We start from the raw sequence: 16231 nt of genomic DNA on the forward strand, positions 1-16231 counted from the left end.
AGTCGAACACCTGTAGGACGGTTTCCTCTGCCTATAAGTCGACAATGTATGCCTTAAGAACGGGCCACGCTCGACACAACCCGCCGCCTCCTATTTTCTAGGGAAGTTGGAAACGGGAAACAGCAGCATTGGTCTTGTCCGGCCGACGATGATGCCGCAGTGTTGCACATGGCATCCGCGGCTGTTCAGGCGGACAGCGACGGAGGTCCATGGTCCGGCAGCCGATCTCTTTTGGAGGAGAGCTCCGCAGGCGGCGCCTGGCCGCGGATCTCAGCCTTACCGATCTGTCCAGGCTGGTTCATTACAGCAAGGGCCAGCTGAGCAAGGTCGAACGAGGTTTGAAAGCGCCGAGCCGGGACCTCGCCCGGGTTTGTGATGCAGTGCTCGACGCGTCGGGTGCTCTCGCCGCTCTAGTGCCGGGACGGTCTCACGAGGTTGAGCCGCCGGAGATGCATGCCGATGGGAAGGAGGTGTGGACGATGCGACTGACTGCGGACGGGCAAAGCTGGTTCGAGCCGATGAGCCGACGTCAGGTGATGGCCGTGGGCGCCGTGTCCATGACGGGGATGAGCATCGGCGCGGCTGGCGCGCCGGCCGGTGCCAACGACAGTACGCTGCTCGGAATGTCCAGGAGCCTCTTCGATCAGTATCGAAAGCTCGGTCAAGTGGCCGATCCGGGCCTGGTCCTGCCTGCCCTCATCGCGCAGACTCACATGCTGCGAGAGTTTGCTGCGGGGGCCGGTGAGCGGACGCGTCAGGAGTTTCTCAGACTCGGCTCACGCTACGCCGAATATGTCGGCTGGCTGATCCAGGAGAGCGGGAACGAGCCGGGCGCGCTGTGGTGGACCCAGCGGGCTGTCGATCTGGCGGCTGCGGGTGGTGATCATGATCTCGCCGCATACGCACTCGTTCGCCATGCCCTTGTCACGCTGTACAACGAGGATGCCGGACAGACGGTCGAGCTGGCTCGGCGAGCGCAGGAGAGCAGGTTGCCGTCGCGCATCCGGGGGCTGGCATTCCAGCGGGAAGCTCAGGGGCATGCGCTGGCGGGAGATTACGACGCGTGCATGAGGAGCCTTGACCGGGCACGTACGCTGCTCGCACACCCCGCTTCGGAGCAGGATGCACCCGTGATCGGCACGACAAACCTGTCCGACCCGGTCGCGATGATCAGCGGATGGTGTCTGTACGACCTGGGAAGGCCGCGCGAAGCCGCCGACATGCTGGATCGGCAGATGGCGCAGGTGCCGTCTGGTGCGTTGCGCACCCAGGTCCGCTATGGCGTACGCCGTGCGCTCGCGTACGCCTCAGCCGGTGAGATTGAGCACGCCTGTGACCTGACCAGTCGGCTGCTCGACAGCGCGCTGTCGGTCCGGTCGGCCACCATCGCCGCTGATCTGCGCAAGCTGGCGCGAATCCTGGCCCGTCATCCGCGGAACCAGGCGGCTCGCCGGCTGATCCCCGAATTCACCGCGGTCCTGTAGGCGGGCGGTGCGAATCCACAGGAGGGAACGTTCCAATGCACGATGTGTTCATCAACTATCGCACTGGAGACGGAGACAAGAGTGCCACCACCATTGAGACGAACCTTCGTCAGCGCTTTGGTGAAGGGAAGGTTTTCCGCGCCTCCAGCAGCATCAAGCCCGGCGAGCACTACCCAACGAAGTTGCTTGAGGCCGTCCGGCACAGCTCTGCTGTCATCGCCGTCATCGGACCTGACTGGTCCGACTCGCCCCGCCTCCACGATGAGAACGACTGGGTGCGCAGAGAACTCGCGGAAGCCTTCGCCTACGGTATCCACGTCATTCCGGTTCTCGACGGACGCCGGACCGAGCGACTGAATGCGGCGGCTCTGCCGCTGGAGCTACGTCGGCTTGCCGAACTCAACTCGTTCCCGTTGGACGCGGCGGACGCGTGGTCCCATCTCAGACACATCGGTGATCGGCTCACCGAGTTGGTGCCCGCCCTCAAGGCATCCGATCGACATGCCGCCCAGTCTTCCGATTCTGTGAGGAACACCATGGACGAGGTCAGCGGCGACATAGTGGTGCAGAGCCGCCACATCACCGGTGACGTGGGCACCGTCGTCAAGAACAACCAAGGTCCGGTGCATGCAGGTAATGGCGATATCACCTCTAACAATTTCTCGGGCGATGGGGCGACATACATAGCAAGAGACGACAAGGGCGCAATCAGGCGCCGCCGCGGTGGCTGGCGGGGACAGGAGGATGGCGACCGGTGAGCGACCAATTCCATTCGGAGTTATCGAGGACAGAGGGATCTGTCCACACCGGTCAAGGTGATCAGTACAACTACTATTACGCCTCACTGACGGATTCGAGGGGCAGGTCCCACCGATCTCTAGCCAATGACCAGCTCCTGTGGCTCCTTGAGCACTTCGTCGAACCGGCGGGCTTTGGCCGGGCACGAACGATTCTGGATGAATACAGAACGGTCTTCCTGGATGGGCCGCCGGGTAGCGGCAGGAACGCCGCCGCGAAGATGTTGCTGCATGGGCGATGCTCTGACGCCGAGACCATCCACGAGTTGTTGGTGGAGGGTGACCGTACTGATCGTCTCGACCTCCGTAGCATCGGGGAAGGCGACTTACGGTTGCTAGACCTCTCCGACGAGAACGAGGAGACCTGGGCTGAGGTGCGCAGTGAGCTGACGTCACTGCGCAAGACCGTGCTCGACCATGCGGCACGCCTCGTGGTGGTGCTCCCGGCCCACGGCTCCAGGAGCCTTCCGGCTGACCTAGGTCAGTACCGGGTGGAGATCGAGCGTCCAGTGGCCATGGAAGTGGTGCAGCGCTACCTGCGTGTGGCGGGTGTACCCACAAGCGAGACCGGTTCCAGGCCCAAACACTTGCTCGATTATCTCGACACTCAGCCGGCGATGCGGGACCTCGCTCGCTATGTTGCGTTGATCCTCGAAGCTCGGGTGAAGTCGAGCGAAATGGATTTCGATGCCTGGTGCGCTGAGGCGTATGGGGTACTCAACGAGGTAGACGATGAAGTGGCCAAGTTTGTCGCCACCCTGAATCAGGGGCCGCAACTCGCGTTACTACTGGCCACCGCGATGCTGCACGGTGCGCACGCCGACAGTGTTCATCGCGCGACCGTGCTGCTCCTGCGAGCCGCTGAGCACCCCGATGACGAGAGCTCACTACTTGAACAGGCGCATCTCCACCACCGCTTAAACGAGATCGGTGCGAAAGTCGACACTTCCGGCAGGGTATGGCTTAAGCGGCTCGGCTACGACACGGCGATTCGCACCCACTTCTGGAAGAACACGCCGGACCTGCGCGAGGCGTTCGGGCGGTGGGTGCTGAAAACGATCGATGTCGTGGACCTCAACGTCGAGGAGCGTGATCGCCTTGTGGCGCACTTCTCCGAGCAGTGCCTGCACGAGCGGTATCGGCAAGGGCTGGCGGACCTGGTCGCCCAGTGGGCGGCGAGCCACACCCACCCGCGACGGCTACGGGCAGCGGCCCAAGTGCTGAAAAGGGGACTCCAAGACGAACACGGTCAGTTCTTCCGCAGGAAGATTTATGACTGGTCAATGGATAACAGCCTCTCGCACGGGCTCCGAGTGGTGCTCACTCAGATCTGTCACGAGGTTATGGCCGTGCTCCATCCAGATCAGGCTCTCGTACGCCTCCACCATCTGGCCCGGCGCGAAAGCGGCGTGACGCACGCCCGAGGTGCGCTGACGGATCTGACGCTGGGTGAGGCTCGACTCCATCGCCTCATGTTGGAGCGCCTGGCACGGGATCTCATGAAAGAACGACCATGGGAAACCGACATCGAGCTTTTCCTCGACTACGTGGATCCGGATGCGCTGATGCGAATGGAGGCAGGTACCCGCGCGCTCATCGCCGAATCCGCGCTACGAGGGCAGCTGATCTTGGGGTGGAGCGTCGTGTTCGTACGGTGCCCGGCGGAAAGGTGGACCGCGCAGGCACAGGAATGGCTGCGTACGGCGCTTGTGCATGAGCGATTTCTCGATGTGCTCATCGCCGGGGGCGCGGGGCGGATGAATTTACTCGCACGCATGTACACCCTCGCTCGTGGTCTGCCTGGTCTCCTGGAGGACCGGCGACTCCTTCTCGCTGATCTTGTCAGGCAGAAGATCAACATCGCCATGCAAGGCGCCTGAGTGGTCAGGGGGACAACGATGGGACACAGCCGTAGCACGGTGATTCTCTTCCTCGTCGCCGGCGGGGCCCTGCTGGTGGGCGTGGTCTATTTCGCTCCTTGGCCGGTGTGGGCCTTGCTCGTCACTGTCATTCTCGTCGCAGCGGCGGTGGTGCTGAGCCGGAGGGCGTTCCACGGCCGATCGATTTCCGCTGCTCCGGAGACGCCGCGTCCGTACATCCCCGTGGCGCCGGTCCAGCGCCAGGAGTCGCCAGTCGAGCGGGTAGCGTTGCCAAGCAGCGTGGAGGACTATGACTTCCTCCTTTCCGCAACGGTTATCTGGACCTCCACCAGAACCGTGATGAACGAGTCGATCGGCAATCCGGCGGCCCTTGCGGTGGAGGCCATTCTGGCGCGCGCCAGGAGGATCACTCAGCAGCGGCCACCAGGCAGAGCTTCGCTCGTCCAGCATGAGCTGAGTGGTGCGCTCGGCATCATGCAACCGGATGCCACAAGTCGCCTTCAGGTCATGGCCGAGTCGATCACACTCATTCTTCCCGAGCGTGACCAGGAGCGCCTGGAGAAGCTCGCCTCCGTCCGCAAGGACAAGGCAGTGTGGGAGCACGAGAGGAAGTACGAGCAGAGCAGGCGCGAGTATCTCGGCGATGACGTCTTGAAGGACATGGGCAGCACCGTCGTCTGGTGGCTCACCAGAAATGACGACCACGTGGAGAAGACGGTGCAGGACATCGGCCTTCTGGCGCAACTGTCGGCGGCTGCCAATAACAAGGAGATCCCTGAGGGCTTCTATCCCGTGACGGGGGAGCCTCCCATGACGCAGTCGTCGGAGCCTGACCCAGGCTTCAGCTCTGCCTTCCCTCCGGGGTTCAGCGCCGAGACGTCGCCGGCCGACTGTTTCGAGGCGTTCTTACGGTCTCTGGATTTCCAGGAGGACGATCCGCAGCGCTCTCTCTTCACGGCACAGGTGGCTGAGCACGTGATGCAACACGGACGGCGAGAGGTAGCAGACGAAATACTGCGCCGGTTCGACGCTTCTCCACCGATGCCCGATCCTGCGAACGAGTGACCCGCATTCGTTAGGCTTGTGCGATTAGAGCCCCTTGATGCTCGTTGATTCCGGAGTTCTGGAGTGTGGCGCTCCATTCTAAGGATGGTTCATTCTCTATCTCTTGATAAGAGAAAAGTATGAACCAAAGGGAGGAGCGCCACGGTCGCAGCCCGGAAGCGGAGGGTCAGTGGGGGTGCAGCGATGCCGGCTCTCCAGGGGAGGGCGCTGGGTGGGCAGGCGAGTTCGAGGGTGGGGAAGCGGGTTAGGAGGGTGCCGCGGCAGTCGCTTTGCGTTTCAGGTTGTCGGCGGGCGACATCATGGAAAGGGTGAAGGCCACGGACCAGTCGCGCAGGTCGTCGCGGCGTTCCAGGGGGATGCCCATGAGTTCGCAGATGACCATCAGCGGCAGGGGAAAGGCGTAGGCGTCGATCAGGTCGACCACCTGGCCAGCCGGGATGGCGTCCAGCATGGTGTCGGTGATGTTCTACACCTTGGGGCGGAGCGCCTCCAAGCGTCGTCTGGTGAAAGCCTGGGAGACCAAGGAGGGTAGTTGTGTGTGCAGAGGCGGGTCGGTGTTGAACAGGTTGCGGCCGACACGGCTCTTGCCGCCTCGGCAATGTTGAGGAGCACCATCAGGTCGAAGGTGTGGTCCAGGTCCTTGCCAGCCGGGGGTCGCTGAGCGCTGCCCGGGCCTCGTCGTATCTGGAGACGATCCATGAGTCCACCCCCAGCGGCGAGGGCACCCGGATCACAGGGCCGGGGCTTTGCGGGCACGCCTGTGGCATGGCCTGCGTGCTTTACGGGCGGTCGATCGCGATGCCGGAAGCCTTTTCGGTGCGCCGCCTGCACGCAGCATAGGCGCCATACCAGCATCAGAGGAGAGTCTGGCTCAGGTTTGCCGGGGATGGGCTTCTCTTATCCTGGAGGGGTGCATGAGACCTTCGTCCTTTCCACCGACTACATCGCGCTGTGCGACCTGCTGAAATATTGCGGGGTCACCGATACCGGCGGTGAGGCCAAGCAACTCGTGGCCGCGGGCCTTGTTATGGTGGACGGCGAGGTGGAGCTCCGTAAGGCTCGCAAGATCCGGGCCGGCCAGACCGTCACGGGCGACGGCTTCGAGATCGAGGTCGAGGGTTAAAGACTTCGAGGTCCGAGGGCTACAAGGCTCCGAGGTTCCAGGCCGGCCATAGGCGTGTGCCGCAGGCGTACGGCGCCCGCGTGTGTCGCGGGCTGTGAACGACCCCGGCCGCCGGGTTTGAACGCCCGATGAACGGCCGCTGAACGCCGTCTCGTCGCGCGGGGCTGCGCGCAGGCTCTTCCATGGGCGTCGGCTGGCCGAGGCAACCGTACGCTGGGCTAAATCTGGCGAGGATAAGCCTTCCGTCTATCTCTCTATGCGGGGCCGGCCGCGTACTCTCTGACACGACCGACCGAAAGACGGCGATCTCGTTGGAGCGGTCGCCAGGATATCCGTTTGGCGACTGAGAGCCTTCCCCTTCCTAGTGACGCCTGAAAAAGGCTCGTCCGTGAGCGCCGATGAGAAATAAAAGCGAGCGGATTGATGGCCATGCGGATGACAACTCGTCAAGGTGCGCCGTGGACATGGATCGCCGTGTTCACCGCCTGTTTCTCACTGCTCGTCTCCTACGCTTCCACAGGCACGCCGGAGCGTCAATCGGGAGCGGACTCGTTCACGGCCTTGATCAGCGCGTACGGTGACCCGAAGGATAACGCGCTGATTCAAAAGGCGGAAAGCACACTCGTCGCCAACTGTATGCGTAGGCGGGGATTCAGATATGTCGCCGGGAGTGTCAAGCCGCGGGACAAGGAGGATGTGCAGCGGCAGTTCCGGCCGGCGACGAACGACGACATCGAGACGAGCCGCCGTGAGGGCTACGGCATACACGCCATGCCCGATAAGCAGGCGCAGGCCGATCCCAACGGCGACTACCTGAAGGCGCTGTCGGCGGATCGGCGCAAGTTGTGGCTGCGTGCGCACCGGGGGACGGGCAAGACGATCAGCGCAGCCGTTCCCTCGGGCAGCGGTTCGTATGGCACGCCGAGCAGCGGATGCCTCGCGCAGGCGCGTCAGGCGCTTTACGGCAACCTCAATTCCTATGTCACCGCCCAGGCCGCGATGAAGACCTTCAACGCGCCGGTCACGGCCGCCACTGAAAGCGACCCCGAGGTCGTCAAGGTGATGCGCCAGTGGAGCCGCTGCATGGCCCGCAGGGGATTCCAGTTCGACGAGTGGGAGGAGGCGCACAAAGCCGCCTCCGAGCTTTACGGGGAGATCAGGCGGCCGCTTCCGGAGCCGGTGCCGCAGGAAATCGAGATCGCGGTGGCCGACGCGGAGTGCAGCGCCGAGACCGGAAAGTCGGCGGTGGAGCGCACGAGGTATTCCTACCATCAGGCGAAGCTCCTCAAGGAGCAGGAGGCGCAGATCAACGCCTATCGCAAGATGCGTGAGCGGGCGCTGGCGAAGGCGAAGGACGTGCTCGGAAAGCACGCCGGCCAGAAAAGGCAGCCGAGGTCGCGGCAATGTGCAGACTGCACCAAGGGAATGCGCTCTAACTCCTCGTGGCGTGACGTTCGAAATGCCAGGTGAACCAGTCGCGGGCGAAGTCGGCGACCATGCTCAGCGCGCCTGGCTCCTCGAACAGGTGGGTGGCCTCGGGCACGATCCGCAGTTCGCTCTCGCAGCGCAGCTCCCGCTGCGCCGCGAGGTTGAGGTCGAGCACCACCTCGTCGCGTCCGCCGACGATCAGCAGGGTCGGGCTGCGCACGGCGCCGAGGCGGTCGGCGGCCAGGTCTGGACGCCCGCCGCGGGACACGACGGCGGCGATCTCGACTCCGGGCACGGAGGCCGCCCACAGCGCCGCCGCGGCTCCGGTGCTGGCGCCGAAGTAGCCGATTGGCAGGCCGACCACGTCTTCCCGGCTCTCCAGCCAGGCCGTCACGCCCACCAGCCGCTCGGCCAGCAGCCCGATGTCGAAGACGTTGTCGCGGTTGAGCTCCTCCTCCACGGTGAGCAGGTCGAACAGCAGTGTCGCGAGGGCGGCCTCGTTGAGGACGCCGGCGACGTAACGGTTGCGCGGACTGTGCCTGCTGCTCCCGCTGCCGTGCACGAAGGCCACGACGCCCTCGGCGTTCGGCGGCACCATGAGGTGTCCGCCGAGCCGTACCCCACCCACGTCGATGTGAACTTCCTCGCCCATCATGTCCCCCGGTGCGCCGTCCCCTGTTAGATGAGCCATTTGCCCATCTGCGATGAGCGGTGACACCGGGAAGGGTGGGAAATGGGCCGCACGTGCCGTGCATTTTACGCGTAGGGTCATCGCTTATGCGTTTTATACATTGCCCCTCATAAGATGACGGGCCGTGAATGACAGGAAACATGGAAAAACCAGGTGCTTAGCCGTTATTGCAGGTGCGTTGCTGGTTTCATCCTGCTCCACGGTGACCACCGCGCGCGGGTGTGTCCCCGCTCCCACGCCCACCACCATCGATCTCACGCTCTTGCGCGCGCAGATAGGCGACTATGATGCCGCGCACTCGCCCCAGGAACTGGTGAAGAAGTTCGATCATCGGGCGATCGTGCTGGGCGAGGTCGAAGCATATGCCCAAGGACATGACGTTCACGAGTTGGAGGGTGCCGAGCCTTCCCGGCATGTGGTCATGCGAGTCCGTGTAATCGACGCGATCCGTCCCGGGGGATTTGTAACCGATGGCAGGGTCTATGTGGATTTCTGGCAAGGAGGAATGCAGGGATCGACAGGCCTGCCTCGATCCCCCCTCGAACGGTGGCGGGCCGGCATCCCCGCAGGCACCAAGATCATGCTGTTCCTCCACGAGGATCTCGCCGCCGGACGCGGACGGGTGAAGAACCCGAGGGCGGGACTGCCCCCGGGCGCCAAGCTCGCGGCGGTGGGGGCGCAGGGCGTCTTCTTCGAAACCGCCGGCGGGGTCGTCGGCGGTATGGACGACCTTTACGGCGACGGCTGGAACTGCCTGAAATCCCTGGACGAACTGCGAACCGCGGTGAAGCGGGCTATCGCCAGTGCGCCGGGCGGCTGAGCGCCGGAGGGATCTTCGTGTTCGCGTCACCCCGCGCCGCGTCAAGCTGAGCCTGGACGAGGAAGATGCTCCCGGTGAGATCGGCGCCCCGCAGATCGGCCCCGCGGAAGTCGGCCCCGATCAGGTCGGCCTTTCGCAGATCCGCGCCCCGGAGGTCGGCCCCGATCAGATAGGCGCTGCGCAGATCGGCCCCCCGCAGGTCCGCCTTCCGCAGCTTCGCGCCGATGAGGTCGGCCCCCCGGCGCTCCTTGCCCCGGCGCGGCACCCCCGCCCGCACCAGCTCACTGACCCGCCGCAACACCTCCCCGGTGGTACGGCGAAGCCCCGCAACGTCCACCTCCAGCACGGCGGCCGGCGCCCCGCGGGTGAGCCCGTCGATCGTGGTCAGCAGCTCCTCGACCTCGCCGTGCACCTCGCGGGCCGGGCGCAGGCTCAGGGCCTCGGTGAGATACCGGAGAAGCTCGTGGAGGTGCCGCATGACCGCGAACACGTCGAACATCTGCTGTGCCGTACCCGGCTCCCGCCGCCAGTCGCGCCCGCCGTAGGTGATCTGCGAGACCTTCTGGCCCGCGCCGAGGCAGTCGAAGACCGTGCACCCGGTGAACCCCCGCTTCCCGAGGTCGCTGTGGATGCCGCACCGGAAGTCGGACCGGAGGTTCGGGCAGGCGCGTCCCGCGGGTTTGTCGATCGCGAAGTCCGCCGACGCCTTGAAAGCGGGGGCGACGCAGCACAGGGCGAAACAACGCTCGCAGTCGGCCCGCAGATCGCGGGCGTCGGGCGGTGCTGGGGCGGGTTTGTGCTGGTCGGACAACGTTCGTGATCTCCTGCGACGTGAGAGCGGCCTGCCACACCACCGGGCTTAAGCGGGCACAGTGCCATATCGGGCTTGTCAGCCGCACTCCAATTTCGCCGCGGGCCGGCCCGGCCGTCTCCTTGAGGCTAGCCGAGTGCCGCCGTCACTTCTTGCAGATGTTTTGCGTGGCCGTGCGGGCCGTGGCCGTGGTCGTGGGAGCCGCGGTGGCCTTGGCGGCGGGCGCGGTGGAAGGGGGCGGAGTCCCGGTGACGGTGACCTTCTTCACCGCCGGCTGGTCACGGCCCACGATGACCTCGATGCCGTCGATCTCGACCTCGCGGAGCTCCGATCCGGGCAGGGCGGCGGCCACGGTGCGGGCGGCGTCGAGCTGGCCCGTGCCGTACCGGACGACGGTCTGTGTGTGGTCGCGCCTGGAGGTGTCGCCGGGTTTGTCGGGGATGAGGAAACCGGCCCCCACAAGGGCGGTCTTGGTGCGGGCGCCGAGCCCGACGATCGCGGTGCCGTTGAGCACACGCAGGGTGACGCGGCCGGGCGGCACAGTCAGGGCGGGCGGGCTGGGCGCCGGCGTGGGGGAGGCGGAGGGTGAGCCGGAGGCCGGCGGTTTGGGCGAGGCGGACGAACCGGGGGCGGCGAGTGGCTGGTCGGCGTCGATGCTCTGGAAGAGGGCACGGGCCGCCGCCTTGTCCAAGAGCACGGCGGACTCGCCGGTGGGGGTGCGGAAGTCGCTGTCGGCGATGGGCACCGTGGCGAACGAGACGTCGTCGGTGGAGATGCCCTTGAGCTGGTTGGCCAGCCCGAGCAGGTCGGCGCTGAGCTCGGCGTCGACGGTGAGGGTGTTGAGGGTGGTGGTGATGAAACCGGTGAGCTTGGCGGGGCTCGTGAGCGTGTCACCGCTGAGCGCCTGCTTGAGCAACGCGGACATGAACTGCTGCTGCCGGTCGATGCGGTCGAAGTCGGACCGCGCGGTCACGCGGGTGCGGGCGAAGGCGAGGGCCTTGACGCCGTCCAGCTCATAGGTGCCGGGTTGGAGGTTGAGCGCGGTCTTCGGGTCGTCGATGGGGACCGGGGTGCACACCGAGACGCCGCCGATGGCGTCGACGACCTTGATGAAGCCGAGCACGTCGACCTCGACATAGTGGTTGACGGTCAGACCGGTGAGGCTCTGCACGGCTTTGACGGTGAGCTTGGGGCCGCCCAGCTGATAGGCGGCGTTGATCTTGTGGTCACCCTTGCCGTCGGGGAGGGTTGTCCAGGTGTCGCGGGGGATGCTGACGACCGTCACCTTGGAGTGGTCTTCGGAGAGATGGACAAGCATCATCGTGTCCGTGCGCCGGCCCGTGTCGCGGCCGAGCTTGAGCTGGTTTTGCTCCCTGCGGGTGAGATTGTCGCGCCTGTCCACTCCGACCAGCAGGATGTTCATCGCGCCCCGGCTCGCCGAACCCGCGACCCCCGCGTCCACCGAGTCGATCTGACTCGCCGCGTAATTGGGCAACGCCCACAGCACCGCCGACCCCATCAGCACGACGCTCGACATCGCCCCCGCGAGCACTAGGTTGCGCCGGCGAGTCCGGGCCCCCCGCGCGCTCTTGCGCGCCGCCGCCCGCGGCGCGCCGCCCAGGCGGACTCCGCCGTAGGCGTCGCCCCCCACCCGGACAGCCGCCTCGTCAAGGCCGTCCTCGCGCGACGGGCCGGAGCCGCCCGGAGATCCCTCCGGGCGATGCGAGTCGCGCATCTGGTGACCCCCTCACCGTGAGACTCATGGGGAGACGCCGGCCCGCGTCGCCTATGTCGCCGACGTCTTCGGTTGCTATCCCCACCCGCTCGTACAGTAGCGTGAGCGGAGCCATGAAGCAGTTCCCCGACTCGCCCATGCCGAGCCCGTCCGCCAAGACGCGCGTCTGGCCGCCCATCTCCGTCGTCATGCCGGTCCTCAACGAGGAACGACACCTGCGCGAGGCCGTCCGCCAAGTGCTCTCGCAACACTACGACGGCCCGATGGAGGTCGTGCTGGCCATCGGGCCCAGCCACGACCGCACGCAAGAGGTCGCCGACGCTCTCGCGGCCGAGGACCCCCGCGTGATCGTCGTGCCCAATCCCACCGGCCGCACACCCAACGCCCTCAACGCCGCGATCGGGGCGTCGAGCAACGCCGTCATCGCCCGCGTCGACGGGCACGCGATGCTCCCGCCCGACTATCTGCGCGTCGCGGTCGAGACACTTGAGGAGACCGGGGCCGACAACGTCGGCGGCATCATGGCGGCCGAAGGCATCACCCCCTTCGAGCAGGCGGTCGCGCGGGCGATGACCTCCAAGATCGGTGTGGGCAACGCCCGCTTCCACACCGGCGGCGAGGCCGGCCCGGCCGACACCGTCTACCTCGGGGTGTTCCGCCGCGAGGCGCTCCATCGCGTCGGCGGCTACGACGAGCACTTCCAGCGGGCCCAGGACTGGGAGATGAACCACCGCATCCGCCAGACCGGCGGCCTCGTGTGGTTCCAGCCGCGCATGCGGGTCACCTATCGGCCGCGGCCCAGCGTGAAGGCTCTGGCCAAGCAATATTTCCACTACGGGCGCTGGCGGCGGGTCGTGGCCCGCACGCACGAGGGCACCATCAACATGCGCTACCTCGCGCCGCCCCTGGCCGTGCTCGCGATTCTCGCCGGGCTTGTGGCCGCCCCCTTCTTCTGGCCCGCCGTCCTGGTGCCCGGGGGCTACGCCGCCGCCGTGCTCGCCGGCACGGTCCTCACCGGCCGCGGCCTGCCCGCGGCGGCGCTTATGCGGCTCCCGCTGGTCTACATGACGATGCACATGTCATGGGGCTGGGGCTTCCTGACGAGTCCTCCCGCTTTGAGCCGCACCCGCTGACCCCGGCCCGGCCCTGTTCGTTAGGTGCCGGGTTTGGGGAAGTTATCGGGACTTTGGGAGGCGGCGAGCTGTAACAACTTCTCCGCGATCGCGATGTCGATGGGGTGGGTCACTTTGATGTTCTGCTCGCTACCCGGCACGATGTGGATCGGCACGTCCGGCATGTAATGCAGCACGACTCCACAGTCGTCGGTCGGTGCGCGCCCCGCGAAACCGGGATCGGCGAAGGCGCGCTCATATGCCTCCCTGATGACCGAGAGGCGAAATCCCTGCGGCGTCTGCACCCGGCGCAGCCGCGCCCGCGCCGGGATGTCCTTCACGACCTCTCCGCCGGGCCCCGGCTCCACCACCATGATCGTGTCCGAGGTCGGGACCGCCACGTCGATCGCCGAGTGCACTTGAAGCGCCTCGACGCACGCGGTGACGACCTCGGCCGGCAGCAACGGCCGTGCCCCGTCGTGCAGGAGCACGTTGCACTCCTGCTCGCCGAGGGCTTGAAGCGCCCGCCACGTCGTCTCGGTACGGCTCGCGCCTCCTTCGAGGACACGGCTCACCTTGCGGTAGCCGTTCCGCTCGACCATCGCCTCGGCCTCGGCGGTGAACCCCGGGGCCATCAGCACGAGGATCTCGTCCACCTCCGGCGCGGCCTCGAAAACCGCGATCGTATGTTCAAGAATTGTCCGACCGGCGATTCTTATGAGCTGTTTCGGGGTATTCAATCCCACCCGTTGTCCCACTCCGCCGGCCAAGATTGCTCCAACGGTGCGCAGACGCTGCATAGGTACGGCCAAGGTGAGTCCTCATGGAGTTCGATGGTCGTGTCGGATGACTATCCGATCACGCGTGAAACGTCACCGCACACCCGTGATATCAGGTCAACATATCGCTACGCTGGGTGCGCACAGCTCCCCAGTCCGGACGGTTACCCCGTCGGAGCACAAGGAGAAGAGCGACGTGCCTGAGTCCCCGAGCAGTGACACTCAGACGACCGCGGCAGTCGTGCTCGCGACAACCCCCGGAGCGGGGTTGACGTGCGGCGACGGCACACTTCTGCAACGCGTGACCGATCAGTTGGCCACCATGCCGGTGCGGGCGGTGCATGTGGTGGCCCGCGCTCCCGCGGGGGGCGACTCGTGGTCACCAAGTCTGGCCGACGACCTACGGAGCGTGGCCGACACGGCCAAGAGCGCGACGGGTCCGGTCTTGATCGTCGCTGGCGACGTGGTCGCTCACGACGAGGCCCTGTCCGCGCTCGTGCGGCATCCCGCGAGGGGCACGAGCGCGCTCGTCGCGCTCGACACCCTGGGGCCGGGTCCGCTGCGTCCGCCGGTGCGGGTGGAGCGCGGGCACGTCGTGTCTGCGGGCAGTTCGTTCCACCGGGTCGCGTCGGCCAACGGCACGTTCCGGGGGGTGCTCCAGGTCGGCGTGGCCGATCTTGGAGGGCTCGCCGCGACGGCGACGGAGCTCGCCGAATACATCGAGGGCGGCCGCCTCGGGCCGGTGAGCGGCTCGGAGGTAGCCGATCTGCTGCTGGCCGGGCTGGTGCGCGCCGGGATGGCGGTGCGGGCCGCGCCGCTCGGGCAACTCCACGCCGACCGGGTCATCGGCCAGCCGAGCGCCGACCGGGCGCTGCGGCAGCTCGCCGAGGTGGACGAGCGCAAGGTGCGCCTGGCGGCTGCGGTCAAGACCAACGACGGCCTCTTCGCGACATACGGCGTGAGCACCTGGTCCAAGCACCTCGTCATGGTGGCCGCGAGACTCGGGCTGACGCCCAACGCGATCACGGGGTTCTCGGTGGGGCTGGCCTTCCTGGCCGCGATCTGGTTCTCCTCGGGCTCCCGCGCCGCGATGGTCGCCGGCGGATTGCTGATGCTCGCGTCTTTTGTGCTCGACTGTGTGGACGGCCAGCTAGCTCGCTACACGCGGGCCTTCTCCCCGCTCGGCGCGTGGCTCGACGCGACGTTCGACCGGGTGAAGGAATATGTCGCCTATGTAGGGCTCGCCATTGGATATGCAGGTGTCTCCTTTGACTCGCCGAACAGCGGCGTCTGGACACTCGCGGTGGCGGCGCTTGTGCTCCAGATGCTCCGGCACATGATCGACTTCTCCTACGCAGGGGCCGTGGCCGACGCGCGTTCGTGGGCCCGCCCGCCGATCTCGCTGCTCGTGCCCGAGGACGGCCCCGTGGTGGAGCCCGACCGCGCGGGCGGCAACACAGTGGTGCGCCTGGCCGACAAGATGCAGGGCGACACCGTCACCCGCTGGCTGAAGAAGGTCATCGTGCTTCCCATCGGCGAGCGCATGGTGCTCATCGCCGTGACGGCGGCCTTCTTCGACGCCCGCGTCACCTTCCTGGCCCTGCTCGTCTGGGGCGGCGTGGCCGCCCTCTACAGCCTCACCGGGCGGATAGCGAGGTCGTTGGCGTGAGGCCGGCGCGTGTGTGCCCGGTGCCCCCCTCGTGGGCGCCGGGCCGGCATCTGCTCGTCCCGGGCGGCGTGGCCGCCCTCCACAGTCCCACTGGGCGGATAGCGAGGTCGTCGGCGTGATCTCCGTGCACATGACCCCCGTCCCGCGTGGTTCCGTAGTCGCCTACCGCGACGACGGTGCCCTGTCTCAGGCCATGGGCTCGCTGGTCGCCGGTCAGCTGCCGCCGTTGCCCCCCGCCCTGGCGGGGGCGTTCGTGACCGGCATCCTGCTCGCCATCGGGGTGGCGGGGACCGACGGGCTCGCGGTCTTCGCCCCGGCGGTGGCGCTGCTTCTCGCCGGGCCGGGGAGTTCGCACCGGCATGACGGGCGGCTCGACTGGCTGGTGCCGCCGATCCTGCGGCTCACCGAATACGGCTTCATCGCCTCGGTGGGGTTCGCCCACGAGGTGCCGCCGCTCATCCTCTTCCTCCTGCTGGGCGCGATGGCCTTCCACCACTACGACACCGTCTACCGGGTGCGCCAGCGTGTCTACGCTCCCTCCTGGCTCGCCACGCTCGGTCTCGGCTGGGAGGGGCGCATGCTGCTCGTCTCGCTGGGAGCGCTGGCCGGCGGGGTGACGGTCGTGTTCCTGTTGCTGGCGATCTATCTCTGGTGCCTGTTCGGCTGGGAGAGCGCGACGTGCTGGCTCGCGGCTCCCAGGTCGGGGGTGGACGCGGTGGATTTGGGAGCGCACGATTAGTGCACCTTCCAGGAAATATCGTCCTATGCAAGGCTCCTAGGGCGGGCATCCATACGGGGTGACGGAGAGTGCGTGACACGATGTGCACTCAAAGACAA

Annotated in this window: 15 protein-coding genes; 10 read left to right on the forward strand and 5 right to left on the reverse strand. The window is 66.5% G+C overall.

What is annotated here, in order from left to right:
- Window positions 1-209 precede the first annotated feature (209 nt).
- The 4 genes from Ssi02_RS05975 to Ssi02_RS05990 are packed head-to-tail and all read left to right on the forward strand — an operon-like array spanning window position 210 to window position 5226.
- Complete coding sequence (locus Ssi02_RS05975) at window positions 210-1484, forward strand: helix-turn-helix domain-containing protein (RefSeq protein WP_204021875.1); 1275 nt, start codon at window positions 210-212, stop codon at window positions 1482-1484.
- A gap of 35 nt (window positions 1485-1519) precedes the next feature.
- The gene (locus tag Ssi02_RS05980; protein WP_204021878.1) at window positions 1520-2242 is read left to right on the forward strand and encodes a toll/interleukin-1 receptor domain-containing protein; all 723 of its coding nucleotides are present in this window, start codon (window positions 1520-1522) and stop codon (window positions 2240-2242) included.
- Complete coding sequence (locus Ssi02_RS05985; RefSeq protein WP_204021880.1) at window positions 2239-4161, forward strand: hypothetical protein; 1923 nt, start codon at window positions 2239-2241, stop codon at window positions 4159-4161. The genes Ssi02_RS05980 and Ssi02_RS05985 overlap by 4 nt, the downstream gene beginning before the upstream one ends.
- A gap of 18 nt (window positions 4162-4179) precedes the next feature.
- Window positions 4180-5226, forward strand: a complete 1047-nt coding sequence (locus tag Ssi02_RS05990) for a hypothetical protein (protein WP_204021882.1) — start codon at window positions 4180-4182, stop codon at window positions 5224-5226.
- 244 nt (window positions 5227-5470) lie between these two features.
- Here Ssi02_RS05990 and Ssi02_RS05995 read toward each other — a convergent pair whose 3' ends face one another.
- Window positions 5471-5677 (reverse strand): hypothetical protein, encoded by a 207-nt coding sequence (locus tag Ssi02_RS05995; RefSeq protein WP_204021886.1) that lies wholly within the window; start codon window positions 5675-5677, stop codon window positions 5471-5473.
- Between the two features lie 459 nt (window positions 5678-6136).
- Here Ssi02_RS05995 and Ssi02_RS06000 point away from each other — a divergent pair, with 459 nt between their 5' ends.
- Window positions 6137-6349, forward strand: a complete 213-nt coding sequence (locus Ssi02_RS06000; protein WP_204021888.1) for an RNA-binding S4 domain-containing protein — start codon at window positions 6137-6139, stop codon at window positions 6347-6349.
- Between the two features lie 696 nt (window positions 6350-7045).
- Window positions 7046-7819 (forward strand): hypothetical protein, encoded by a 774-nt coding sequence (locus Ssi02_RS06005; RefSeq protein ID WP_204021890.1) that lies wholly within the window; start codon window positions 7046-7048, stop codon window positions 7817-7819.
- On the opposite strand, the gene Ssi02_RS06010 is transcribed toward Ssi02_RS06005, so the two are convergent.
- Complete coding sequence (locus Ssi02_RS06010; protein ID WP_239128627.1) at window positions 7782-8468, reverse strand: dienelactone hydrolase family protein; 687 nt, start codon at window positions 8466-8468, stop codon at window positions 7782-7784. The genes Ssi02_RS06005 and Ssi02_RS06010 overlap by 38 nt on opposite strands.
- Window positions 8469-8592: 124 nt before the next feature.
- Here Ssi02_RS06010 and Ssi02_RS06015 point away from each other — a divergent pair, with 124 nt between their 5' ends.
- A complete protein-coding gene (locus Ssi02_RS06015; protein WP_204021892.1) occupies window positions 8593-9288 on the forward strand; it encodes a hypothetical protein in 696 nt (231 codons plus the stop codon).
- Here the strand turns inward: Ssi02_RS06015 and Ssi02_RS06020 are convergent.
- Complete coding sequence (locus tag Ssi02_RS06020) at window positions 9263-10099, reverse strand: pentapeptide repeat-containing protein (RefSeq protein ID WP_204021894.1); 837 nt, start codon at window positions 10097-10099, stop codon at window positions 9263-9265. The two genes, Ssi02_RS06015 and Ssi02_RS06020, sit on opposite strands and share 26 nt — an antisense overlap.
- A 145-nt stretch (window positions 10100-10244) precedes the next feature.
- The gene (locus tag Ssi02_RS06025; RefSeq protein ID WP_204021896.1) at window positions 10245-11834 is read right to left on the reverse strand and encodes an LCP family protein; all 1590 of its coding nucleotides are present in this window, start codon (window positions 11832-11834) and stop codon (window positions 10245-10247) included.
- 113 nt (window positions 11835-11947) lie between these two features.
- On the opposite strand from Ssi02_RS06025, the gene Ssi02_RS06030 reads away from it, so the two are divergent.
- Window positions 11948-12967: a glycosyltransferase family 2 protein gene (locus Ssi02_RS06030; protein WP_204021898.1), complete on the forward strand. Its 1020-nt coding sequence runs from the start codon at window positions 11948-11950 to the stop codon at window positions 12965-12967.
- Between the two features lie 20 nt (window positions 12968-12987).
- Here the strand turns inward: Ssi02_RS06030 and Ssi02_RS06035 are convergent, their stop codons facing one another.
- Window positions 12988-13746, reverse strand: coding sequence for an IspD/TarI family cytidylyltransferase (locus tag Ssi02_RS06035; protein WP_204022033.1), 759 nt, complete (start codon window positions 13744-13746; stop codon window positions 12988-12990).
- 175 nt (window positions 13747-13921) lie between these two features.
- Here Ssi02_RS06035 and Ssi02_RS06040 point away from each other — a divergent pair, with 175 nt between their 5' ends.
- Together Ssi02_RS06040 and Ssi02_RS06045 are read left to right on the forward strand one after the other, a co-directional pair.
- Window positions 13922-15394: a CDP-alcohol phosphatidyltransferase family protein gene (locus Ssi02_RS06040; RefSeq protein ID WP_239128628.1), complete on the forward strand. Its 1473-nt coding sequence runs from the start codon at window positions 13922-13924 to the stop codon at window positions 15392-15394.
- 115 nt (window positions 15395-15509) lie between these two features.
- A complete protein-coding gene (locus Ssi02_RS06045; RefSeq protein ID WP_204021902.1) occupies window positions 15510-16133 on the forward strand; it encodes a DUF5941 domain-containing protein in 624 nt (207 codons plus the stop codon).
- Window positions 16134-16231 lie beyond the last annotated feature (98 nt).

Source organism: Sinosporangium siamense (genome assembly GCF_016863435.1).
In the GTDB taxonomy this organism is placed as follows: Bacteria; Actinomycetota; Actinomycetes; order Streptosporangiales; family Streptosporangiaceae; genus Sinosporangium; species Sinosporangium siamense.